This window comes from Pseudomonas sp. S2_B10 (genome assembly GCF_054668425.1).
Map to the genome: position 1 here is coordinate 1012141 of NZ_CP162768.1, position 24801 is coordinate 1036941.

16 protein-coding genes, 2 tRNA genes and 3 rRNA genes are annotated in these 24801 nt (G+C 57.1%); 9 read left to right on the top strand and 12 right to left on the bottom strand.

The genetic code is table 11. The features are described 5' to 3' along the window. Positions 1-67 precede the first annotated feature (67 nt). On the top strand, positions 68-1996 hold the full coding sequence (locus AB4O45_RS04390) for a transglycosylase SLT domain-containing protein (RefSeq protein ID WP_252868012.1): 1929 nt from the start codon (positions 68-70) through the stop codon (positions 1994-1996). An 82-nt stretch (positions 1997-2078) separates the two neighbouring features. On the opposite strand, the gene AB4O45_RS04395 is transcribed toward AB4O45_RS04390, so the two are convergent. Continuing rightward, a complete protein-coding gene (locus AB4O45_RS04395) occupies positions 2079-3860 on the bottom strand; it encodes an ABC transporter transmembrane domain-containing protein (RefSeq protein WP_460161115.1) in 1782 nt (593 codons plus the stop codon). Positions 3861-4118: 258 nt separating this feature from the next. On the opposite strand from AB4O45_RS04395, the gene AB4O45_RS04400 reads away from it, so the two are divergent. Then, positions 4119-4298 carry a PA1571 family protein gene (locus AB4O45_RS04400; RefSeq protein WP_024013646.1) on the top strand — a complete coding sequence of 60 codons (180 nt, stop codon included), beginning with the start codon at positions 4119-4121 and terminating at the stop codon, positions 4296-4298. 167 nt (positions 4299-4465) lie between these two features. Here AB4O45_RS04400 and pdxB read toward each other — a convergent pair whose 3' ends face one another. Further along, a complete protein-coding gene (pdxB, locus tag AB4O45_RS04405) occupies positions 4466-5608 on the bottom strand; it encodes a 4-phosphoerythronate dehydrogenase PdxB (protein WP_460161116.1) in 1143 nt (380 codons plus the stop codon). 160 nt (positions 5609-5768) lie between these two features. Between pdxB and AB4O45_RS04410 the strand changes: the two genes are divergently transcribed. Further along, the gene (locus tag AB4O45_RS04410) at positions 5769-7178 is read left to right on the top strand and encodes an MATE family efflux transporter (protein ID WP_038862250.1); all 1410 of its coding nucleotides are present in this window, start codon (positions 5769-5771) and stop codon (positions 7176-7178) included. A gap of 48 nt (positions 7179-7226) precedes the next feature. On the opposite strand, the gene tusA is transcribed toward AB4O45_RS04410, so the two are convergent. Together tusA and rlmM are read right to left on the bottom strand one after the other, a co-directional pair. Further along, positions 7227-7475, bottom strand: a complete 249-nt coding sequence (tusA, locus tag AB4O45_RS04415) for a sulfurtransferase TusA (RefSeq protein WP_016775503.1) — start codon at positions 7473-7475, stop codon at positions 7227-7229. Positions 7476-7637: 162 nt separating this feature from the next. Next, positions 7638-8711: a 23S rRNA (cytidine(2498)-2'-O)-methyltransferase RlmM gene (gene rlmM, locus AB4O45_RS04420; RefSeq protein WP_041477361.1), complete on the bottom strand. Its 1074-nt coding sequence runs from the start codon at positions 8709-8711 to the stop codon at positions 7638-7640. 222 nt (positions 8712-8933) lie between these two features. Between rlmM and acnA the strand changes: the two genes are divergently transcribed. After that, positions 8934-11675 carry an aconitate hydratase AcnA gene (gene acnA / locus AB4O45_RS04425; protein WP_252868015.1) on the top strand — a complete coding sequence of 914 codons (2742 nt, stop codon included), beginning with the start codon at positions 8934-8936 and terminating at the stop codon, positions 11673-11675. A 314-nt stretch (positions 11676-11989) separates the two neighbouring features. Here acnA and AB4O45_RS04430 read toward each other — a convergent pair whose 3' ends face one another. Then, the gene (locus AB4O45_RS04430; RefSeq protein WP_016775506.1) at positions 11990-12478 is read right to left on the bottom strand and encodes an SRPBCC family protein; all 489 of its coding nucleotides are present in this window, start codon (positions 12476-12478) and stop codon (positions 11990-11992) included. Between the two features lie 176 nt (positions 12479-12654). Between AB4O45_RS04430 and AB4O45_RS04435 the strand changes: the two genes are divergently transcribed. Both AB4O45_RS04435 and AB4O45_RS04440 read left to right on the top strand, forming a co-directional pair. Beyond that, positions 12655-13569: an ADP-ribosylglycohydrolase family protein gene (locus AB4O45_RS04435; protein WP_095182350.1), complete on the top strand. Its 915-nt coding sequence runs from the start codon at positions 12655-12657 to the stop codon at positions 13567-13569. A 40-nt stretch (positions 13570-13609) separates the two neighbouring features. Continuing rightward, positions 13610-14014 (top strand): lysozyme inhibitor LprI family protein, encoded by a 405-nt coding sequence (locus tag AB4O45_RS04440; RefSeq protein ID WP_041477366.1) that lies wholly within the window; start codon positions 13610-13612, stop codon positions 14012-14014. Positions 14015-14058: 44 nt separating this feature from the next. Here AB4O45_RS04440 and mrdA read toward each other — a convergent pair whose 3' ends face one another. The 6 genes from mrdA to AB4O45_RS04470 form a co-directional block, all read right to left on the bottom strand. Continuing rightward, positions 14059-15951: a penicillin-binding protein 2 gene (gene mrdA / locus AB4O45_RS04445; protein ID WP_056791554.1), complete on the bottom strand. Its 1893-nt coding sequence runs from the start codon at positions 15949-15951 to the stop codon at positions 14059-14061. A 190-nt stretch (positions 15952-16141) separates the two neighbouring features. Next, positions 16142-16257: ribosomal RNA gene (rrf, locus tag AB4O45_RS04450) — 5S ribosomal RNA — on the bottom strand. 154 nt (positions 16258-16411) lie between these two features. Further along, positions 16412-19305 (bottom strand): 23S ribosomal RNA (locus tag AB4O45_RS04455). A gap of 238 nt (positions 19306-19543) precedes the next feature. Continuing rightward, a tRNA-Ala gene (locus AB4O45_RS04460) sits at positions 19544-19619 on the bottom strand. Positions 19620-19629: 10 nt separating this feature from the next. Further along, a tRNA-Ile gene (locus AB4O45_RS04465) sits at positions 19630-19706 on the bottom strand. Positions 19707-19829: 123 nt separating this feature from the next. Beyond that, positions 19830-21366: ribosomal RNA gene (locus AB4O45_RS04470) — 16S ribosomal RNA — on the bottom strand. The 16S, 23S and 5S rRNA genes sit together here with 2 tRNA genes alongside, the layout of an rRNA operon. A 667-nt stretch (positions 21367-22033) precedes the next feature. On the opposite strand from AB4O45_RS04470, the gene rhtA reads away from it, so the two are divergent. Beyond that, the gene (gene rhtA, locus AB4O45_RS04475; RefSeq protein ID WP_252882417.1) at positions 22034-22921 is read left to right on the top strand and encodes a threonine/homoserine exporter RhtA; all 888 of its coding nucleotides are present in this window, start codon (positions 22034-22036) and stop codon (positions 22919-22921) included. Positions 22922-23088: 167 nt separating this feature from the next. Next, complete coding sequence (locus AB4O45_RS04480; protein WP_460161117.1) at positions 23089-23370, top strand: hypothetical protein; 282 nt, start codon at positions 23089-23091, stop codon at positions 23368-23370. Here AB4O45_RS04480 and AB4O45_RS04485 read toward each other — a convergent pair whose 3' ends face one another. Continuing rightward, entirely contained in the window at positions 23371-23940 is a 570-nt protein-coding gene (locus AB4O45_RS04485) for a TetR/AcrR family transcriptional regulator (protein ID WP_150742473.1), read from the bottom strand. Between the two features lie 91 nt (positions 23941-24031). Between AB4O45_RS04485 and AB4O45_RS04490 the strand changes: the two genes are divergently transcribed. Further along, complete coding sequence (locus AB4O45_RS04490; protein WP_460161118.1) at positions 24032-24760, top strand: SDR family oxidoreductase; 729 nt, start codon at positions 24032-24034, stop codon at positions 24758-24760. The last annotated feature ends 41 nt before the right edge of the window (positions 24761-24801 follow it).

The window sequence follows — 24801 nt, forward strand, 5'->3', positions numbered from 1 at the left end:
TAAGCTACAGTCAATTCAGTGCGGATTCCGATCGGCACTTGTCATGATTTCTCTGCCCGGATGTCTCATGCGCAGTCGCCTTTTCAGTGTTTTGTCCTGCTTGTTTCTTACCGCCGCTGCCGCTCAATCCGTCCAGGCGGTGGACTTGTCCACCCAACGCCAGTATTACGATGAAGCCAAGCGCGCCTTGGCCAAGGGTGATACCGGCCCGTATTTCCGTTACAGCCAGGCGCTGGCCGATTATCCGCTGGAACCGTATCTGGCCTACGACGAACTGACCGCGCGTCTGAAGACCGCGAGCAACGCAGAAATCGAGAAATTCCTCGCCGAACACGGTGACCTGCCGCAAGCCAACTGGATGAAGCTGCGCTGGTTGCGCTGGCTCGCCGACCGTGGCGACTGGGCGACCTTCGTCAAGTATTACGATCCGAAGCTGAATTTCACTGAGCTCGACTGCCTCAACGCGCAGTACCAAATCAGCCACGACAAGAAGGCTGAAGGCTATGCCAACGCAGAAAAACTCTGGCTGACCGGCAAATCGCAACCCGCCGCCTGTGACGCGCTGTTCGGCATCTGGGCTGCCGACGGCCAGCTTACCGAGCAGAAACGCTGGGAGCGCACCAAACTTGCTGCGCAGGCACGCAACTATCCGCTGGCCAACAGTCTGATCAACGGCCTGACCACCCTCGCCCCGCGCGGTCGTTTGCTGGTCGACGTGGCGCAGAAACCCGAATTGCTCAATCAGCCGTCGCGCTTCAGCCCGGCCGACGAGCCGATGTCAGACGTCGTCAGCCTCGGCTTGCGCCGCCTCGCTCGGCAGGATCCGGACAAGGCCATGGCTTTGCTCGACGGTTACGCCAGCAGCATGCATTTCTCTCGCGATGAGAAGGTCGCGATCGCTCGCGAGATCGGCCTGACCCTCGCGCGCCGCTTCGACAGCCGCGCGCTGGACGTGATGACCAAATACGATCCGGAGCTGCGCGACAACACCGTCTCGGAATGGCGCCTGCGCCTGCTGCTGCGTCTGGCACGCTGGAACGATGCCTACGAATTGACCAAACGTCTGCCGCAAGACCTGGCCACCACCAACCGTTGGCGCTATTGGCAGGCGCGCAGTCTGGAACTGGCCGAGCCACAAAACCCGCAAGCGCTGACCCTGTACAAGAATCTGGCGCGGGAACGAGACTTCTACGGCTTCCTCGCCGCAGACCGTTCACAGTCGCCTTACTCGCTGAACAACAAGCCGCTGGTGCTCAGCCAGGCGTTGATCAACAAGGTTCGTAACACCCCCGGCGTGCGGCGCGCGCTGGAGTTTCATGCACGCGGGCAGATCGTCGACGGGCGTCGCGAGTGGTATCACGTCAGCCGTCATTTCAACCGCGATGAAATGGTCGCCCAGGCCAAACTGGCCTACGACCTGAAATGGTACTTCCCGGCGATTCGCACCATCAGTCAGGCGCAGTACTGGGACGATCTGGACATCCGCTTCCCGATGGCTCACCGCGATACCCTCGTGCGTGAAGCCAAGGTTCGCGGCCTGCATTCGAGCTGGGTGTTCGCCATCACCCGACAGGAAAGCGCGTTCATGGACGACGCGCGCTCCGGCGTCGGCGCCAGCGGTCTGATGCAACTGATGCCAGCCACCGCCAAGGAAACCGCGCGCAAATTCAGCATCCCCCTGGCTTCGCCGCAGCAGGTGCTCAATCCAGACAAGAACATTCAGCTCGGCGCCGCTTACCTCAGCCAGGTGCACAGCCAGTTCAACGGCAACCGCGTGCTCGCCTCCGCCGCTTATAACGCCGGGCCAGGCCGCGTGCGTCAGTGGCTGCGCGGCGCTGATCACCTGAGTTTCGACGTCTGGGTGGAAAGCATCCCGTTCGACGAAACCCGTCAATACGTGCAGAACGTGTTGTCCTACTCGGTGATCTACGGGCAAAAACTCAACTCGCCGCAACCGCTGGTGGATTGGCATGAGCGGTATTTTGACGATCAGTAATCACCAGGCTGACGCCGAATCATGAAAAATGCCCGTATCGTGAGATGCGGGCATTTTTTTGGTCGGTTACTCGGTCGATTGCTCAGTCTGCTGTGACAGATCGACCATCATTGAACTGCAACGCCGCCAGCCGTGCGTACAGCGGATTGCTGGCGATCAACTCCTGATGTGTCCCCACCGCTACCAGCTTGCCTTGATCCATCACCGCAATCCGGTCAGCGTTCTTCACCGTGGCCAGCCTGTGAGCGATCACCAGCGTGGTGCGGTTTTCCATCAGCGTTGGCAGGGCCTGCTGGATCAGATGTTCGCTCTGTGCGTCGAGGGCGCTGGTGGCTTCGTCAAGGAGCAGGATCGGCGCGTCCACTAGCAAGGCGCGGGCAATGGCCAGACGTTGGCGCTGACCGCCGGACAACCCGAGGCCGCCGTCGCCGAGATGAGTTTGATAGCCGTCCGGCATTTGTTCGATGAAGTCGTGGGCGTGGGCAATTCGCGCAGCTTCCTTGACCTGTTCAAGCGTGGCCGTCGGGCAGCCGTAGCGAATGTTGTCCTCCACGCTGCCGAAAAACAACGCGGGGGTTTGCGAGACCAGGGCGAAACAGCGGCGCAGATCCAGCGGGTCAAGGCTGGTCAGCGGCACGCCATCGAGGAAAATCTGCCCCTCGCGTGGATCGTAGAAGCGCAGCAACAAGTCGTAAACCGTGGACTTGCCCGCGCCCGACGGCCCCACCAATGCCAAGGTCTCACCCGCCCTCACCGTCAGATTCAAGCCATCGACGGCGTAGCTTTCCGGACGCGAGGGGTAGGAAAAGCGCACGTCGCGCAGCTCAAGTTCACCTTTGACTCGCGCTGGCAGAGTGACCAGTCCGGTCAACGGTGGCTGGATGATGTTTTCCGAACGCAGCAATTCTGCGATCCGCTCCGCTGCGCCAGCAGCGCGCTGCAGCTCGCCGATCACTTCGCTCAGCGTGCCGAACGCACTGCCGACAATCAGGCTGTAGAAAACGAACGCCGCCAGTTCCCCAGCCGAAATCCGCCCCGCCATCACATCCATGCCGCCGACCCACAACATCACCGCCACCGCGCCAAGCACGAGCACGATCACTAGCGTGATCAACCACGCCCTCTGGAAGATCCTCTTACGCGCGGTTTCGAACGCCTGCTCGACGGTAGAAGCGAAACGCTGCTCGTCCTGCACTTGATGGTTGTAGGCCTGCACGGTTTTGATCTGACCAAGGGTTTCCGACACATAGCTGCCAATGTCGGCGATGCGGTCCTGGCTCTGGCGCGACAGATTGCGCACGCGGCGGCCGAAAATCAGGATCGGCGCGATCACCAGCGGCAGTGCAATCACGACAATGCTGGTCAACTTCGGATTGGTGATGAACAGCAACACCACACCACCGATGACCATCAGCAGATTGCGCAGGAACAGCGAAAGCGACGAGCCGATCACCGATTGCAGCAGCGTGGTATCAGCGGTCAGGCGCGACTGGATTTCCGAGCTGCGGTTGTCCTCATAAAAGCCTGGATGCAGATACACCAGGTGATTGAACACTTGGCGGCGAATGTCGGCGACCACGCGCTCGCCTATCCACGACACCAGATAGAAACGGGCAAAGGTGCCCAGCGCCAGTCCGAGCACCAGCAACATGAAAATGCCGATCGACTGATTCAGCAGATGCGGCGAACGGGTCATGAAACCCTGGTCTACCAACAACTTGATGCCCTGCCCCATCGACAGGGTAACGCCGGCGGTAACGATCAGCGCGAGCAGTGCGCCGAAGGCATGCCAGCGGTACGGCAGGAGAAAATGACTGGTCAGGCGCAGGGCGCGCCGGTGTCGGGAAGAAAGCATGGAGATCATGGAGTTCACGTCTGCGCAGATGGATCGGGCCAGCCTACAGACTCAGATGGGGTGGAACTCTGTAAATCACAATGAGTCAGGTTAAATATGCCCGGGATGTCCGGATGCTAGAAACGATTGGTCTAAGGTTGCGGTTGAGACGAGCGGTCATTTCTGTTTGAGTAGAGATGCCGCCCGCCGACAGACCGCAGGGAGTTGTCACAGCCTGGTCACGTGGCGGTTTTAACTTAGGCACACAACCTGATGAGGAGACAGGCCATGTCCTTGCAACACAGCAGCGAAGACAAGATTGAAGTGATCCGCACCAAACCCGACCAGTCTCTGGGTTGCTCGATTATCGATGAGCAGGGCCGTGAAGTACCGATCACTGAAGACATGATCCAGGACGCGTGCCGCGAACTGGAGAAGCGATTGGTCAAGCCTGCCGAACAAGAGTGATGTAGCCACCGTCTTCCTGACCCGGCCCTGATTGGCCGGGTTTTTTATATCTGCAATTCGGGATTGGTGGTGTGGCTTTCGCGAGCAAGCTCGCTCCCACCTTTAACTTTGCTGCACTGTAGATCCCCTGTGGGAGCGAGCCTGCTCGCGAAAAGGCCAGCGCTGATTCAGACAGCCACCGCCCCCAGCGCCTCAACAATCTGCCGCAACAACGGCGACTCCCCTTCAATCCGCACCTTCAGCCCTTCGATCTCGCGTCGCACCGGATATTGCTTGCGCAACGCGTCAAACGCCGAGCGCTGCTCAGCGACATTTCCCACCAGGCTGCGGCGGAAATCCGCATCATCGCGGCGCGGGTCATACACGCCCCGGCACAACATCGCCAGCGCCCACGCCGGATCGCTGTCACCGTGCAGGGAAACTTCCGACAACCAGGTTGCTGGCAGCAGATCGCTGAGCTGGATAGCTGCAGGTTGGCCGCTGAAAGCGCAGTAGGCCTGATAAATCTGCGCGGTCCCGCGTTGCTTGCCATCGAGGCTGTAACCGGCAATATGTGGCGTGGCCAATACGCAGAGTTCGGCCAACGCAGGGTCGACTTCCGGCTCTTTTTCCCAGACGTCGAGCACCGCTTGCAGGTCCTCGCGCTCCAGCAGCACCTCACGCAGCGCTGCATTGTCCACTACAGGGCCACGCGCCGCGTTGATCAGCCATGCACCCTGCTTGAGTTGCTGCAAACGCTGTTGATCGAACAGGTGCCAGGTTGCAGAGTCGCCGCTGCGGGTCAATGGCGTATGCAGACTGATTACGTCGCACTGCTCGATGATCTGCTCAAGGCTGACATAATCGCCGCCCTCGGCAGCCTGACGCGGCGGATCGCAAACCTTGACGTTCCAGCCCAAGCCCTTGAGAACCTTGATCAAGCGCCCCCCCACTTCACCGGCGCCGACGACACCGTAAGTACGCTGAGTCAGATCCGCGCCTTCGATTTCGGCCAGCGTCATCAGACTGCCCAGTACGTAATCGACCACGCCACGGGCATTGCAACCCGGCGCGCTCGACCAGCAGATCCCGGCCTCGTTGAAGTAATCGAGATCCAGATGATCGGTGCCGATGGTGCAGGTGCCGACAAAGCGCACCTTGCTGCCAGCAAGCAGCGCGCGATTGACGTTGGTCACCGAACGCACCAGCAACACATCGGCGTGCTCGACCGTCGCGCGGTCAATGGAGCGGCCCGGCACTCGGCGGATGTCACCGAAACCGGCAAAAAAGGCATCGAGCAGCGGGATATTTTCGTCGGCAACAATCAGCATGGCGGGCTCCTTGGGCGGATCGGCAGTTTAGGTGCTGACGCGTCGATCAGCCAGCAGGGTTTGCGCTTACAAATACGCAACAGAGGATATTTCCTGACCGAGGCGTCAGCGGCGTAGAATGCGCCGCTCTGCGCATCAATACTTTCTGGACGCTTTGCCTGTGAACCCTGTAACTGACCAACCTGTCGCCGTCTCGCTGAGCCGCCCTGCGCGGATTCGCCTGGAGTTGAAAAACCTGCTCGCCCTGGCCCTGCCGATCATCATCGCGCAACTGGCGACCACGGCCATGGGCTTCGTCGATGCGGTGATGGCCGGGCGCGTCGGCCCCAAGGATCTGGCGGCAGTGGCGCTGGGCAACTCGATCTGGGTTCCGGTATTTCTGTTGATGACCGGCACCCTGCTGGCCACCACACCAAAAGTCGCCCAGCGTTTCGGCGCCGGCAAGCACAGCGAGATCGGCCCGATCGTGCGTCAGGCGTTATGGCTGGCATTGGTAGTCGGACTGATCGCCACCTCGATGCTGGTCGCCGCCGAGCCGGTGCTGCACCTGATGAAGGTCGATCCCGAGCTGATCGGCCCGTGCATGCAATATCTGCACGGCATCGCCAGCGGCTTGCCGGCGGTGGCCTTCTATCACGTGCTGCGCTGCACCAGCGATGGCATCGGCCGCACCCGCCCGGCCATGGTGCTGGGCCTCTGCGGTCTGGCGCTGAACATCCCGCTGAACTACATCTTCATCTACGGCCACTTCGGCGTGCCGGCCATGGGCGGCGTCGGCTGCGGCTGGGCCACGGCGATCGTGATGTGGGTAATGGCGCTGGGCCTGGCCGGGTACGAACGCTGGGCACCGGCCTATCGCTCAAGCGAATTGTTCAGCCGCTTCGACTGGCCGCAGTGGGCGGTGATCAAACGTCTGCTGTCGATTGGTTTGCCGATCGGCATCGCGGTGTTTGCCGAGTCGAGTATTTTTGCCGTAATCGCCCTGCTGATCGGCAGCCTCGGCGCGACGGTGGTGGCCGGGCATCAGATCGCGCTGAACGTCAGCTCGCTGGTATTCATGATTCCCTATTCGCTGGGCATGGCGGTCACCGTGCGTGTCGGTCAGGCGCTTGGGCGCGAAGAACCGCGTGAAGCGCGCTTTGCCGCCGGAGTCGGCATGGGCACGGCGCTGGCCTACGCCTGCCTGTCGGCGAGCCTGATGCTGGCGCTGCGCGAGCCGATTGCGGCGATCTATACCGCTGATCCAACGGTGATTCATATTGCGGCGATGCTGATTGTTTATTCGGCGCTGTTCCAGTTTTCAGATGCAATCCAGGTGACTGCGGCCGGTGCACTGCGTGGCTATCAGGACACTCGGGTGACGATGATCCTGACTCTCTTCGCCTACTGGGGCATCGGTCTGCCGGTCGGTTATGCGCTGGGCCTGACCGATTGGCTCGGCGAGCCACGCGGTCCGAGCGGTTTGTGGCAGGGTTTGATCGTAGGCTTAAGCTGCGCAGCGTTGATGCTGTCGATTCGTCTGACACGCAGTGCGCGCAAGCGGATTCGAATCAGTCGTTCGGCGGGTTGATCACCCATAAAAAAAGACCTGCATTTGCAGGTCTTTTTTTGCCCTGAGTCAGGACTTCTTGCGAATCCAGTACAGATAGGTGCCGGCCTCTTCGTGCTGGCTGACCAGCTCATGGTCAAGAAACACGCAGAACTTGGGGATATCGCGCTTGGTCGAGGGATCGGTGGCGATCACCTTGAGCAGGCCGCCGGGTACCAGATCGCGAATGTGCTGGTGCAACATCATCACCGGCTCCGGGCAATTGAGGCCGGTGGCGTCGAGGGTGCCGTCGACCGGGGTATCGATCATTTCACTCATGGTTCACTCCAGAAACTGGCCGGCATTGTCGCGCATCGCCGGGATTATCGTCCAACCCATGTGGGAGCGAGCCTGCTCGCGAAGGCAATCCGTCAGTCAGCACATCGTTGGCTGCCCCACCGCTTTCGCGAGCAGGCTCGCTCCCACAGGTTCAGTGTTGTGTCAGCGCGATTTGGTTTTCCTGGTGTCGTGCCGGCGCAGATGGCAAGTCACTTCCTCGCGGTCGTGATATAGCTGCTTGCAGCCGATATCAACCTTGATCCCACGAGCCTTGAAACCATCGGCAATGCGCTCGAGCAGACGTTTCACTTCGGCATAACGCTGCTTCATCGGCAGCTTCAGGTTGACCACCGCCTCGCGGCAATGCCCCTCGCCGATCCACTCTTCGAGCATCGCCGCGTTGCGCGCCGGTTTCTCGACGATGTCGCAAACCATCCAGTCCACCGGCTGCTTCGGTTTGAAGGTAAAACCGTCCGCCATCAGATGCTGGACCAATCCGGTTTCCATCAGGCTTTCAGCCATCGGGCCGTTGTCGATAGCCGTCACCAGCATGCCACGGTTGACCAGTTGCCAGGTCCAGCCGCCCGGTGCGGCGCCGAGGTCAACGCCGGTCATGTCGCTGTGCAGGCGATCTTCCCACTGATCACGTGGAATGAAGTGGTGCCACGCCTCCTCCAGCTTCAAGGTCGAACGGCTGGGCGCCTCGCGAGGAAACTTCAGGCGTGGAATGCCCATCGGCCACATTGCCGAATTGCCGGCATCAGCCATGCCGAGGAACACTTCGCGTCCGCTTTTGAAGGTCAGCAACAATCGCGGCTTGCTGGCGTCTTCCACCAGTTTGCCAGCGGCGGTCAGCGCCTTGCGCAGCGGGCCTTCGAATTTTTTGCAGAAATTCGACAGTTCCTTGCCGTCATTGGTATCGACCACTTCCAGCCACAGACTGCCAAACACCGGGAAATCGGCCATGTGCGCGAGGATCACGCTGATGCGATCGTTTTCCGGCAGATCAATGAAAAAGCCCCGCGCCCACTGCCGAGGGAAAATCAATTCGGCGAAACGCTGACCGCGCATCAGGCGTTCGGCGCCGTCGGCTTCAGTGCAGACAAACTCGGCGCAGGCCGTGGCGGTTTTGGCTTTGGCGTAACCGGCGACATTGAGACGGGCGGCGAGATCGGAAATCTCCGAACAGACTTCGCCTTCGAAGCCGGGCCGGCAATGCATGAATAGGGTGTTCATTCTTACTCCTGGGCAACGGTCGATCATTCGACCGTTGCGCGATGCTCAAGCCTTGCGTTGCCGCAATGCCTGTCACGAAAACCGGCGCATGATAGCTGAAGTCGGAACCATGGTTGCGCCGATAGAGTCCAGTTATTAGCCAGCTACTCAAAACAGGGCTAGGTTTAATGCTCTGCCCGTCCCCTCAGTCCGTAGCCGTGCGGACTCAAAGGAGTGATCGTAATGCCGTCCCTCGATAGTCTGAAGTCACTGAAAACCCTACAAATCGATGCCACGACCTACCATTATTTCAGCCTGCCGGAAGCCGCCAAAAGCCTGGGCGACCTCGACAAGCTGCCGATGTCGTTGAAGGTACTGCTGGAAAATCTGCTGCGCTGGGAGGACGAAAAAACTGTCACCGGCGCTGACCTCAAAGCCATCGCCGCCTGGCTCAAGGAGCGCCGCTCCGATCGCGAAATCCAGTACCGCCCTGCCCGTGTATTGATGCAGGATTTTACTGGTGTCCCCGCCGTCGTCGATCTCGCCGCAATGCGCGCGGCAATGGCCAAGGCTGGTGGCGATCCGCAGCGGATCAATCCGTTGTCGCCGGTGGACCTGGTGATCGACCACTCGGTGATGGTCGACAAGTTTGGTAGCGCCAGTGCGTTTGAACAGAACGTCGACATCGAAATGCAACGCAACGGCGAGCGCTATGCCTTTCTGCGCTGGGGCCAGAGTGCGTTCGATAACTTCAGCGTGGTCCCGCCGGGTACCGGCATCTGCCACCAGGTCAACCTCGAATATCTCGGCCGCACCGTTTGGACCAAAGACGAGGATGGCCGCACCTACGCGTTCCCCGACACGCTGGTCGGCACCGACTCCCACACCACCATGATCAACGGCCTCGGCGTACTCGGCTGGGGCGTGGGCGGGATCGAAGCGGAAGCGGCGATGCTTGGGCAACCGGTATCGATGCTGATTCCGGAAGTGATCGGCTTCAAACTCACCGGCAAACTCAAGGAAGGCATCACCGCCACCGATCTGGTGCTGACCGTAACGCAGATGCTGCGCAAGAAAGGCGTAGTCGGCAAATTCGTCGAGTTCTATGGCGATGGTCTCGCCGATCTGCCACTGGCCGACCGCGCAACCATCGCCAACATGGCCCCGGAATACGGTGCGACGTGCGGCTTCTTCCCGGTCGACGATGTCACGCTGGAATACCTGCGCCTGTCTGGCCGGCCGCCGGAAGTGGTGAAACTGGTCGAGGCCTACACCAAGGCTCAAGGCCTGTGGCGTCTGCCGGGTCAGGAGCCGGTGTTCACCGACAGCCTGGCTTTGGACATGGGCAGCGTCGAGGCCAGCCTGGCCGGACCGAAACGTCCGCAGGATCGCGTCTCGCTGCCGAACGTCGCGCAGGCCTTCAGTGATTTCATCGACCTGCAATTCAAACCCACCAGCAAGGAAGAAGGACGCCTGGAAAGCGAGGGTGGCGGCGGCGTAGCAGTGGGCAACGCCGATCTGGTGGGCGAAGCGGACTACGAATACGAGGGCAAGACCTATCGCCTGAAAAACGGTGCAGTGGTCATCGCCGCGATTACCTCCTGCACCAACACCTCCAACCCGAGCGTGATGATGGCTGCTGGACTGCTGGCGAAAAAAGCTGTCGAGAAAGGTCTGACGCGCAAGCCTTGGGTCAAAAGCTCACTGGCCCCCGGTTCGAAAGTCGTCACCGACTATTACAAGGCTGCCGGGCTGACTCAATACCTTGATCAGCTCGGGTTTTCGTTAGTTGGCTACGGTTGCACCACCTGCATTGGCAACTCCGGGCCACTGCCGGAGCCGATCGAGAAAGCCATTCAGAAAGCCGATCTGACCGTCGCGTCGGTCTTGTCCGGCAACCGCAACTTCGAAGGTCGCGTACACCCGCTGGTGAAAACCAACTGGCTGGCCTCGCCTCCGCTGGTCGTCGCCTACGCACTGGCTGGCAGCGTGCGCACCGACATCAGCAGCGAACCGCTGGGTGAGGATCAGCAGGGCAATCCGGTATACCTGCGCGATATCTGGCCGAGCAGCCGGGAAATCGCCGAAGCGGTGAATCAGGTCAACACGGCGATGTTCCACAAGGAATACGCCGAAGTGTTTGCCGGTGATGAGCAATGGCAGGCCATCGAGGTGCCGCAAGCGGCGACTTACGTGTGGCAGGACAATTCGACCTACATTCAGCATCCACCTTTCTTCGACGACATTTCCGGCCCTCTGCCGGAAGTCAAAGACGTCAAAGGCGCGCGGGTCTTGGCCTTGCTCGGCGATTCAGTGACCACCGACCACATCTCCCCCGCCGGCAACATCAAGATCGACAGCCCGGCCGGGCGATACCTGCAGGAAAAAGGCGTGGAGCCGCGCGACTTCAACTCCTACGGTTCCCGTCGCGGCAATCATGAAGTGATGATGCGCGGTACGTTTGCCAACATCCGTATTCGCAACGAGATGCTGGGTGGCGAGGAAGGTGGCAACACACTTTACATTCCCACCGGGGAAAAAATGGCGATCTATGACGCAGCGATGAAATATCAGGCGTCGGGTACGCCGTTGGTGGTGATTGCCGGTCAGGAGTACGGCACCGGGTCGAGCCGTGACTGGGCGGCGAAAGGCACCAATCTGCTGGGCGTCAAAGCGGTGATTGCGGAGAGCTTCGAACGTATTCACCGCTCTAATCTGGTCGGCATGGGTGTGCTGCCGTTGCAGTTCAAGCTTGATCAGAATCGCAAGAGTCTCAATCTGACCGGCAAAGAGACGTTCGAGATTCTGGGATTGACCGGCGTCGAGCTGAGGCCGCGGATGAACCTGCCGCTGGTTATCACTCGGGAGGATGGGCGTCAGGAGAGAATCGAAGTCTTGTGCCGCATTGATACGCTGAATGAGGTCGAGTACTTCAAATCCGGGGGGATCCTGCATTATGTGTTGCGGCAGTTGATTGCTTCGTGACGGGATGACATTCGCGCAGGCTGTGATCTTTTTGACCTGGCTTTTAAAAGCAGGATCAAAAGATCGCAGCCTTCGGCGGCTCCTACATTCAGGCGAAAAAAAACCCGCCGAAGCGGGTTTTTCCCAAGACCATTATCGACTCCCTGTCGGCAGCGATCCTTGCGATGGTCGATCGTCCATGATCCTGAAACACTCCCTGTGTCTCAGTTGATGTGTGTAGATTACCCTGTGGATCCAATCAGCAATAGTCGTAAAAGCTACCAATGCGTGTAAGACATTCGCCATACAAACACTGCCGAAAACCCTTAGACCTGTCAGGCACCGCCGCTTTCACGAGCCCTGGCGCTTTCGGCGAGAAACTGTTCAAGCCTGCTCAACTGCTCCTCCCAGCCGCGACTGTCCATGTAATACGCCTCTTTCTGACGGATATCAGGGATGTGCGCGAAGCCGGACTCCGAGACCTTGAGTAGAGTGCCGTCCTCGAAGTCCTGCAATTCGAACTTGACCAGCGTGGTCGGCTCTTGCGAGTAGTCGATCTTCGGGTTGACCGCATACGGGTGCCAGCGGAAAGAAAACAACTGCTGCGGCTCGACCCGCTCGATCAGCACATTCCACAATACGTGTTCATAACCGGGGTACGTGACCTGGCCCTGCGTCCACTCACCGGCAATGAAGCGCCGGCCCTCAAGTGCCACGCCAAACCACTGACCGAACGCCTCTGCATCGACCAATGCGCGCCAGACATGGGAACGCGACGCCTTGAGCGTGATCTTGCGTTCGAAACTGTTAGGTACTGGTTTCATACGTCACCTCCTGTTCTGAACACTAGGCTTGTATGACCACATGTCCAATGCGAAGTTGTATCCAGGCGCTGCAGGCATCGATCCGAGCAGACACATCCTGCGGTAGTTTCCGCTCTGTGATCGGCGCCGCTTGACCTGTTATCTTTCCAGCGAATCCGCAGAAACAAGGACGAATCATGCAGCCCTCTCTTGCCGATCGGTATCGCGGCGCCCTCCTCGGCCTGGCTTGCGGCGATGCGGTCGGCACAACAGTTGAGTTCCAGCCGCGAGGATCATTCCAGCCGCTGAGCGACATGGTCGGCGGTGGCCCGTTCCAGCTCAAGCCAGGGCAATGGACCGATGACACCTCAATGGCACTCTGCCTGGCCGAGAGCCTGCTGCGCAAAAACGGTTTCGACGCGGCTGATCAGATGGGCCGCTATCTCAATTGGTGGAAATGGGGATATCTGAGCTCCACCGGTGAATGTTTCGACATCGGCATGACCGTGAGCCAGGCGCTGCAACAGTATCAGCGAAGCGGAGAGCCTTTTGCCGGCTCGACTGACCCGTTGACAGCTGGCAACGGGTCGCTGATGCGGTTGGCGCCCATCGTGCTGTTCTATTTCCCCGATAATCGCCAAATACAGGCCTTTGCTGCCGACAGTTCGCGCACAACCCATGCGGCGCCGGAGGCAATCGAGTGCTGCCAATTGCTGGCTGATCTGATTGCACGAGCGCTTGAGGGTGCGGAGAAAACACAGCTTCGCCGGGCGCCACTGCTCAAGCTTTCCCAGCCCAAGGTGGTTGCGATTGCTCAGGGTGAGTACCTTCACAAAGCGGAAACTGAAATAAAAGGCAGTGGTTATAGCGTCCAATCGCTGGAAGCCGCTTTGTGGTGCTTTCACCATACGCAGACATTCGCCGAAGCGGTGTTGAAAGCAGCCAATCTCGGTGATGATGCGGATACAACGGCTGCTATCGTGGGTCAGTTGGCAGGTGCTTACTACAGCGCTCGGGCGATCCCCGAGCACTGGCTGGAGCGGCTGCATGAAGGCGAAGAAATCACCGCCACTGCGGATCGCTTGCTTGAGGCCTCCCGGCTACGTACATAACACTCGATACACTCTTTCCACTCGATACAGCGAGAACCTTATGTCAGTGCGTCTGCTTCTGGCCTCTGCGCCCTTTTTGTTTGCCCCTTTCGCCCATGCCGCCGTTGATTGTGCCAACGCCAGCGATCAGGCGACGATGAATCAATGCGCGGGGCAAGCCTTCAAAGCGGCAGACAAGGAACTGAATACGCTCTATCAGCAGATCACCGGACGCCTGAAGGACAACCCGGACGGAAAGAAGCTGCTGGTCAATGCGCAGCGGGCGTGGGTCAGCTTTCGGGATGCCGAGTGCAAGTTTTCGGCTTCTGGGGTGGCAGGCGGGAGTGTTTATCCATTGGTTTACAGTAGTTGTCTTACAGCCGTAACCAAGGCCAGAGTAGAAACCCTCAAGCAGTATTTGAAATGTGAGGAAGGTGATATGAGCTGCCCGGTACCGGGTGCGTAATCACAGGCTCCGCTTACGGAGCCTGTGCTGTGAACCGTTACGCCTCAGACGTGAGGATCGCCCGGCGCTTTGCTCGGCGCAGCGTATTGAGGTTTAAGGTGACCATCCTGATCGAGTAACCAGGCGTCCATGATCTGCCGCACTACTGGACCGGCAACACGACCACCCGCCTCGCCGTTCTCGATCATTACCGAGATGGCGATCTTCGGATGTTCGGCCGGTGCGAATCCTACAAACAGGGCGTTGTCACGGTGGCGCTCGAGGGTTTTCTCGCGGTTGTAACGCTCACCCTGCTTGATCGCCACCACCTGCGCCGTACCACTCTTGCCGGCGATGCGATATTGCGCCCCCGCAGCGGCCGCTCGGGCAATACCTCGAGCATCGTGCATGACCATCTGCATACCGTGGTTGACCTGCTCCCAATCGCGCGGGTCCTTGAGCAGGATATTGGGCATTGGATGTTCGTCGACCGGCGCTACACCGTCGACCGACTTGGCCAAGTGCGGCCTATTCCATATCCCCTTATTGGCGATCAGGGCAGTGGCCTGGGCCAATTGCAGCGGTGTGACCTGCATGTATCCCTGGCCGATGCCGAGAATAACCGTCTCGCCGGGATACCAGGCCTGTCGCCGTGTAGCGCGTTTCCACGCCTGCGACGGCATCAGACCGGGGGACTCTTCAAACATGTCCAGCGAGACTTTTTCACCAAGGCCGAACATCGCCATGTAGTCGTGCAGACGATCGATGCCAAGCTTGTGCGCCAAGTCGTAGAAGTAGGTGTCGTTGGAACGCATGATCGCCGCGTCCATGTCCACCCAACCATCACCGCTGTGGTTCCAGTTGCGATACTTGTGATCGAAGTCCGGTAGTTGGTAATAGCCGGGATCGAATACGCGGGTCTGCGGAGTTACGACGCCTGCGTCCAGCCCTGCGATGGCGACTTCCGGTTTGATCGTCGAGCCTGGGGCGTACAGGCCACGCAATACGCGGTTGAACAATGGCCGATCGATGGAATCCCGCAGCGCTGAATATTCCTTCGAACTGATCCCGGTGACGAACAGATTCGGATCGAAGCTCGGATTGCTGACCATCGCCAGCACTTCTCCGGTGGACGGGTCGAGAGCTACCACTGAACCACGACGGTCTCCCAAAGCAGCTTCGGCGGCTTCCTGCAGTTTGACGTCAAGACTAAGGACGATGTTTTTACCTGGAACCGGATCCGTGTGCTTGAGCACCCGCAGCACACGGCCTTGAGCATTGGTCTCGACTTCTTCGTAACCGACATGGCCGTGCAACTGCGCCTCATAAAAACGCTCGATACCGGTTTTACCAATGGACTGCGTACCTCGGTATTCCACGGAGTCGAGGGTTTTAGCTTCCTTTTCATTGATCCGACCGACATAACCGATTGAATGAGCGAAATGTGCGCCGAGAGGATAGTGCCGGACAAACTGCGGTTCGACATCAATGCCCGGCAAGCGAAATTCGTTCACCGCCAGGACGGCGATCTGCTCTTCCGTCAGCTCATAAAACAGTGTGACCGGTGTGAATGGATGCCGGGATTGCTTCATCGCCTTGTCGAATACCGTGCGGTCTTCAGCAGGCAAGTGCAGCAAGTTGATGACTTCGTCCAGCTCCTGATTGACGTCGGTTGCACGCTCACGAGTGATGGTCAGGTTGTAGCTGGGACGGTTGTCGGCGAGCAATACGCCGTTGCGGTCGTAGATCAATCCCCGCGTCGGCGGTATCGGCAGGACATGGACACGGTTGTTTTCGGAGATGGTCGAGTGGTAATCGAATTCCACGACCTGGAGAATGTACAGGCGCACCACCAAAGCGCAGCTGATGGCGAACACGAACAGAGCACAGGCAATCAAGCGTTTGTTGACCAGCCTCGTCTCTTTTTCATGGTCCTTGATCGGGATTGGTTCAGGCATTTCTACAGCAACTCTTTGACGTAAATGAGTGCCGATCCATGGGCAGGGCATCAGTCCGTTAAAAAACGAGCTGCACCATACCAAAACTCGCCATCCACTTCAGGATGAATTTCCCCGGTGGCAGGCTAAAACTTTCTCGCAGGCAAAACAAAACCCCAACTGCTTTCGCAATTGGGGTTTCGGAATTTAATCTTGACGATGACCTACTCTCACATGGGGAAACCCCACACTACCATCGGCGATGCATCGTTTCACTGCTGAGTTCGGGATGGGATCAGGTGGTTCCAACGCTCTATGGTCGTCAAGAAATTCGGGTACTGACTCGGGACCAGATGGCCTCGCTTCAGCAAATTGGGTATGTGACAGCTAGGTGTTTGTGAATTTCGAACTTTCGGTTCGTTTCGTCTTCACACACCGCAATCTGGTGCCTTTTCAGGTCAGCAAATTGCTTGGGTGTTATATGGTCAAGCCTCACGGGCAATTAGTATTGGTTAGCTCAACGCCTCACAGCGCTTACACACCCAACCTATCAACGTCGTAGTCTTCGACGGCCCTTCAGGGAACTCAGGGTTCCAGTGAGATCTCATCTTGAGGCAAGTTTCCCGCTTAGATGCTTTCAGCGGTTATCTTTCCCGAACATAGCTACCCGGCAATGCCACTGGCGTGACAACCGGAACACCAGAGGTTCGTCCACTCCGGTCCTCTCGTACTAGGAGCAGCCCCTCTCAAATCTCAAACGTCCACGGCAGATAGGGACCGAACTGTCTCACGACGTTCTAAACCCAGCTCGCGTACCACTTTAAATGGCGAACAGCCATACCCTTGGGACCGGCTTCAGCCCCAGGATGTGATGAGCCGACATCGAGGTGCCAAACACCGCCGTCGATATGAACTCTTGGGCGGTATCAGCCTGTTATCCCCGGAGTACCTTTTATCCGTTGAGCGATGGCCCTTCCATACAGAACCACCGGATCACTAAGACCTACTTTCGTACCTGCTCGACGTGTCTGTCTCGCAGTCAAGCGCGCTTTTGCCTTTATACTCTACGACCGATTTCCGACCGGTCTGAGCGCACCTTCGTACTCCTCCGTTACTCTTTAGGAGGAGACCGCCCCAGTCAAACTACCCACCATACACTGTCCTCGATCCGGATAACGGACCTGAGTTAGAACCTCAAAGTTGCCAGGGTGGTATTTCAAGGATGGCTCCACGCGAACTGGCGTCCACGCTTCAAAGCCTCCCACCTATCCTACACAAGCAAATTCAAAGTCCAGTGCAAAGCTATAGTAAAGGTTCACGGGGTCTTTCCGTCTAGCCGCGGATACACTGCATCTTCACAGCGATTTCAATTTCACTGAGTCTCGGGTGGAGACAGCGCCGCCATCGTTACGCCATTCGTGCAGGTCGGAACTTACCCGACAAGGAATTTCGCTACCTTAGGACCGTTATAGTTACGGCCGCCGTTTACCGGGGCTTCGATCAAGAGCTTCGCGTTAGCTAACCCCATCAATTAACCTTCCGGCACCGGGCAGGCGTCACACCCTATACGTCCACTTTCGTGTTTGCAGAGTGCTGTGTTTTTAATAAACAGTCGCAGCGGCCTGGTATCTTCGACCGGCATGAGCTTACGGAGCAAGTCCTTCACCCTCACCGGCGCACCTTCTCCCGAAGTTACGGTGCCATTTTGCCTAGTTCCTTCACCCGAGTTCTCTCAAGCGCCTTGGTATTCTCTACCCAACCACCTGTGTCGGTTTGGGGTACGGTTCCTGGTTACCTGAAGCTTAGAAGCTTTTCTTGGAAGCATGGCATCAACCACTTCGTCACCCAAAGGGTAACTCGTCATCAGCTCTCGGCCTTAAGATCCCGGATTTACCTAAGATCTCAGCCTACCACCTTAAACTTGGACAACCAACGCCAAGCTGGCCTAGCCTTCTCCGTCCCTCCATCGCAATAACCAGAAGTACAGGAATATTAACCTGTTTTCCATCGACTACGCTTTTCAGCCTCGCCTTAGGGACCGACTAACCCTGCGTCGATTAACGTTGCGCAGGAAACCTTGGTCTTTCGGCGTGGGTGTTTTTCACACCCATTGTCGTTACTCATGTCAGCATTCGCACTTCTGATACCTCCAGCAAGCTTCTCAACTCACCTTCACAGGCTTACAGAACGCTCCTCTACCGCATCACCCGAAGGTGATACCCGTAGCTTCGGTGTATGGTTTGAGCCCCGTTACATCTTCCGCGCAGGCCGACTCGACTAGTGAGCTATTACGCTTTCTTTAAAGGGTGGCTGCTTCTAAGCCAACCTCCTAGCTGTCTAAGCCTTCCCACATCGTTTCCCACTTAACCATAACTTTGGGACCTTAGCTGACGGTCTGGGTTGTTTCCCTTTTCACGACGGACGTTAGCACCCGCCGTGTGTCTCCCATGCTCGGCACTTGTAGGTATTCGGAGTTTGCATCGGTTTGGTAAGTCGGGATGACCCCCTAGCCGAAACAGTGCTCTACCCCCTACAGTGATACATGAGGCGCTACCTAAATAGCTTTCGAGGAGAACCAGCTATCTCCGAGCTTGATTAGCCTTTCACTCCGATCCACAGGTCATCCGCTAACTTTTCAACGGTAGTCGGTTCGGTCCTCCAGTCAGTGTTACCTAACCTTCAACCTGCCCATGGATAGATCGCCCGGTTTCGGGTCTATTCCCAGCGACTAGACGCCCTATTAAGACTCGCTTTCGCTACGCCTCCCCTATTCGGTTAAGCTCGCCACTGAAAATAAGTCGCTGACCCATTATACAAAAGGTACGCAGTCACAGAACAAAGTCTGCTCCCACTGCTTGTACGCATACGGTTTCAGGATCTATTTCACTCCCCTCTCCGGGGTTCTTTTCGCCTTTCCCTCACGGTACTAGTTCACTATCGGTCAGTCAGTAGTATTTAGCCTTGGAGGATGGTCCCCCCATATTCAGACAAAGTTTCTCGTGCTCCGTCCTACTCGATTTCATGACTAAGAGATTTTCGCGTACAGGGCTATCACCCACTATGGCCGCACTTTCCAGAGCGTTCCGCTAATCTCAAAGCCACTTAAGGGCTAGTCCCCGTTCGCTCGCCACTACTAAGGGAATCTCGGTTGATTTCTTTTCCTCAGGGTACTTAGATGTTTCAGTTCCCCTGGTTCGCCTCTTGCACCTATGTATTCAGTACAAGATAACCATCTTATGATGGCTGGGTTCCCCCATTCAGACATCTCCGGATCAAAGTCTGTTTGCCGACTCCCCGAAGCTTTTCGCAGGCTACCACGTCTTTCATCGCCTCTGACTGCCAAGGCATCCACCGTATGCGCTTCTTCACTTGACCATATAACCCCAAGCAATCTGGTTATACTGTGAAGACGACATTCGCCGAAAATTCGAATTTCTCAACTAAGAGAACTCACAAATTTTACCTTAGCCTGATCCGTTACCAGTGAAAGTAACGTTCAGTCTATCTTTCTATCACATACCCAAATTTTTAAAGAACGATCTAATCAAAAGACTAGAAATCAATATTCAGCTCGAATATTCATTTCTAAACTCTCAAACTTCGAAGCAGTTTATGGTGGAGCCAAGCGGGATCGAACCGCTGACCTCCTGCGTGCAAGGCAGGCGCTCTCCCAGCTGAGCTATGGCCCCATAACAAAATTGGTGGGTCTGGGCAGATTCGAACTGCCGACCTCACCCTTATCAGGGGTGCGCTCTAACCAACTGAGCTACAGACCCAATTTCGAGCTTGTAACTGTTAGCTCAGAGCTATCAGCTTGGAGCTTAAAGCTGCTTCTATCGTCTTCTTCAATGAATCAAGCAATTCGTGTGGGAGCTCATGCAGCAGCTGATGTCGTCGATTAAGGAGGTGATCCAGCCGCAGGTTCCCCTACGGCTACCTTGTTACGACTTCACCCCAGTCATGAATCACACCGTGGTAACCGTCCTCCCGAAGGTTAGACTAGCTACTTCTGGTGCAACCCACTCCCATGGTGTGACGGGCGGTGTGTACAAGGCCCGGGAACGTATTCACCGCGACATTCTGATTCGCGATTACTAGCGATTCCGACTTCACGCAGTCGAGTTGCAGACTGCGATCCGGACTACGATCGGTTTTATGGGATTAGCTCCACCTCGCGGCTTGGCAACCCTTTGTACCGACCATTGTAGCACGTGTGTAGCCCAGGCCGTAAGGGCCATGATGACTTGACGTCATCCCCACCTTCCTCCGGTTTGTCACCGGCAGTCTCCTTAGAGTGCCCACCATTACGTGCTGGTAACTAAGGACAAGGGTTGCGCTCGTTACGGGACTTAACCCAACATCTCACGACACGAGCTGACGACAGCCATGCAGCACCTGTCTCAATGTTCCCGAAGGCACCAATCCATCTCTGGAAAGTTCATTGGATGTCAAGGCCTGGTAAGGTTCTTCGCGTTGCTTCGAATTAAACCACATGCTCCACCGCTTGTGCGGGCCCCCGTCAATTCATTTGAGTTTTAACCTTGCGGCCGTACTCCCCAGGCGGTCAACTTAATGCGTTAGCTGCGCCACTAAGAGCTCAAGGCTCCCAACGGCTAGTTGACATCGTTTACGGCGTGGACTACCAGGGTATCTAATCCTGTTTGCTCCCCACGCTTTCGCACCTCAGTGTCAGTATCAGTCCAGGTGGTCGCCTTCGCCACTGGTGTTCCTTCCTATATCTACGCATTTCACCGCTACACAGGAAATTCCACCACCCTCTACCATACTCTAGCTTGCCAGTTTTGGATGCAGTTCCCAGGTTGAGCCCGGGGATTTCACATCCAACTTAACAAACCACCTACGCGCGCTTTACGCCCAGTAATTCCGATTAACGCTTGCACCCTCTGTATTACCGCGGCTGCTGGCACAGAGTTAGCCGGTGCTTATTCTGTCGGTAACGTCAAAACAGCAAAGTATTAATTTACTGCCCTTCCTCCCAACTTAAAGTGCTTTACAATCCGAAGACCTTCTTCACACACGCGGCATGGCTGGATCAGGCTTTCGCCCATTGTCCAATATTCCCCACTGCTGCCTCCCGTAGGAGTCTGGACCGTGTCTCAGTTCCAGTGTGACTGATCATCCTCTCAGACCAGTTACGGATCGTCGCCTTGGTGAGCCATTACCTCACCAACTAGCTAATCCGACCTAGGCTCATCTGATAGCGCAAGGCCCGAAGGTCCCCTGCTTTCTCCCGTAGGACGTATGCGGTATTAGCGTTCCTTTCGAAACGTTGTCCCCCACTATCAGGCAGATTCCTAGGCATTACTCACCCGTCCGCCGCTGAATCCAGGAGCAAGCTCCTTTCATCCGCTCGACTTGCATGTGTTAGGCCTGCCGCCAGCGTTCAATCTGAGCCATGATCAAACTCTTCAGTTCAAACATCTTTGGGTTTTTAAGAAACCCTAAACTTGGCTCAGCAATCGTTGGTTACATCTTTGATTTCTCGCGGAGTAACTTGTGATGCTGATAATCTTGTTGACTATCAGTCTGACTGCACAAGCACCCACACGAATTGCTTGATTCAGTTGTTAAAGAGCGGTTGGTTAAGATCTTTCGTCTCAACCGAGGCGCGCATTCTACAGCAGCCTCATTTGCTGTCAAGTGATTATTTTCAGAAGTTTTCGAAGAATTCTTCAACAACTTCAACCACTTGCGCTTCCGATCTCTCGTTAGCGGGAGGCGAATTCTACAGCGTTAATCGCTGCTGTCAACACCTCTTTTTCTCCGCTTTCGACCGAGAAGATCGAACCGTTAAAAGAGCTACACATCACTGCTCTTTCAACTCCTTCCAGGCTTCGATGATCTGAAGCAACCCGCTGTCGAAAACCGCATAACTCTTTGAATCTCAAGGATTTTTCCGTTTCGACTGCGCCGGAAGTGGGGCGAATTATAGACCTCTGGAATCTGCCGTCAACCGTTAATTTCGCTTTTCTTTCAAATCAGCAAAAACGCTTTCTATATATAGACGCGCCCCCATCCAATGCGCAGTATATTGCCCACTACCACAACAATACTGTGTTTTTGCCTTGGATGCTGCCGCGCAATGAATGATCAACCTCGCTCCCTTGCTTCCACATTGTTTCCGGTTTGCCTGCTCATGATAGCCATGGCGTCCATCCAGTCAGGTGCTTCTCTGGCCAAAAGCATGTTCCCCATTATCGGCGCACAAGGGACGACCACGCTGCGCCTGATCTTTGCCAGCGTCATCATGCTGCTGTTGCTCCGCCCATGGCGCGCAAAGTTGACCGCCAAATCCCTTCGTACCGTCATCGTCTATGGGATGGCACTGGGAGGAATGAACTTCCTCTTTTATATGTCGCTGCGCACAGTGCCGCTGGGCATCGCCGTTGCGCTGGAATTCACCGGCCCATTGGCGGTAGCTATATATGCCTCCCGCCGCGCCATCGATTTTGTCTGGATCGCGCTCGCTGCAGTCGGTTTGCTCCTATTAATACCTACTGGGGCAACCACTGCTGGCATTGACCTCGTCGGAGCGGGCTATGCGCTCGGCGCCGGGGTTTGCTGGGCGCTGTACATTTTGTTCGGGCAAAAGGCCGGCGCCGACAACGGGGTGACGACGGCAGCCCTCGGCGTAATGATCGCCGCGCTGTTCGTGGCACCGATCGGAATCGTTCATGCCGGTGCTGCGCTGCTTACACCATCGTTGATTCCAGTCGCTATCGGCGTTGCCATTCTGTCGACCGCCCTGCCCTATACCCTGGAGATGGTCGCGCTGACGCGTATGCCCGCGCGCACCTTCGGCACGCTCATGAGTATCGAGCCGGCCTTCGGCGCGCTGTCAGGTCTGCTTTTTCTCCAGGAATACCTTTCATTGTCACAATGGCTGGCCATCCTGTGCATTATTCTGGCTTCAGTGGGCGCAACCATGACCATGGGTAGCGGAGCAAAGCCTGCTGTCGCGGCTGACTGAAGCGTAGCGAAAGTGGCTCTGGTAATTGGCGCTCATTTAGGCCATGTTTAGCTGCGTAACCCATCGCCAGGCATGGATTTTTTCGCAAAGGACGGCACCACGCTGCAAACGCGAGCGAATACAGGCAGACCCGAGCACCAGACTCGCGGCCGCTATTAAGGATGGTAATGATACGAATTTTGCTAATGATCGCCCTACTGGCGATCGCGAGTTGCGCGGCGACTTCGGAAACCCAGGTCAAACGCGGCAAGAAGGGACTGCACATCAACTGTTCCGGTCTTTCATCCTCATGGGACAAGTGCTACAGCAGCGCAGCCAACTCCTGCGCCCCCAAGGGTTACAAGGTGATCGCCAAATCCGGGGATGCCGTCGAGGAACCTGGCGATTATCCGTTCGGCCTGAACCCCGCCGGTTATACCAGCCGCAGCATGATCGTCATCTGCAGATAACTACTCGGCTCGTGGCAAAGCGAGCTGACGAGTGATTTGCTCATGACTCGAGCGCAACACCGTACGCTGCACGTCCGGTGTTGCCAGCATTCGCGCGACCACCAACGCACCCACACATTGCGACAGCACCGACCAGGCCAGACTCTCGCTTTCCAGGATCTCAGCCCAGCCCTGCTGAAGACGGCAGATCCACTGTTCAGCCTGCTCACGCACCTGCATATCGGCACGGGCAACCTCTGCGCCCAATGTCGGCAGCGCGCAACCGGACTCTGGTTGCTCGACGTGGGCCATGCTCAGGTACTGCTTCAGACAACGCTCCAGCCGCTGCCTATCTGCACCACCCTGGCCACCAAGGCGCTCAAGACTTTCACTCAACTCTCGCTCGACGATGGCAGCGAACAACGCATCCTTGGATGAAAAGTGGCTGTAGAACGCGGCGCCACTCAAACCGATGGCTTTCATCAGGCCATCCACGCCCACCGTGGAAAACCCCGATTTCTTCGCCGACAGCGCGCTGCTTTGCAGCAATCGTTCGCGGGTTTCCGATTTGTGTCCGGCCGAATAACGCATGTCCTCTCCTGAAATAGCTCGCCTTGACGCTGCCCGGATCCTAGCATAACGTTCGTTAACTAAACGATCGTTAACCCAAAGGGATTCATCCATGAATAACAACAAGGTCGTGTTGGTTGTCGGTGCCGGCGATGCCACGGGCGGGGCCATCGCCAAGCGCTTTGCCAGGGAAGGGTTCATTGCCTGCGTAACCCGTCGCAGCGCCGACAAGCTGCAGCCACTGGTTGACGCAATCATCGCTGAGGGCGGTGAGGCCCATGGTTTTGCCTGCGATGCGCGCAAGGAAGAAGACGTCATCGCCTTGATCGAAGACATCGAAACCCGCGTCGGCCCGATCGAGGCCTTTGTCTTCAACATCGGCGCCAACGTGCCCTGCAGCATTCTCGAAGAAACCGCGCGCAAATATTTCAAGATCTGGGAGATGGCCTGCTTCTCCGGTTTTCTCAATGCCCGTGAAGTGGCCAAGCGCATGGTCACTCGGCAGCGCGGTACGATTCTGTTCACTGGTGCCACGGCCGGGTTGCGCGGCGCCTCTGGATTTGCCGCTTTCGCTGGAGCCAAACATGGCATCCGCGCACTGGCGCAAAGCATGGCGAGAGAGTTGGGGCCGATGAACATTCATGTCGCCCACGTCGTAGTTGATGGTGCGATCGATACCGACTTCATCCGCAACAGCTTTCCCGAGAAATACGCGACCAAGGATCAGGACGGCATTCTCAATCCCGAGCACATCGCTGAAAACTATTGGTATCTGCACAGTCAGCCACGGGATGCCTGGACTTTTGAGCTGGACCTGCGTCCTTGGAACGAACGCTGGTAAGCCCTCCCCCCTCATTACAACAATAAGAGAGCAATTTGATC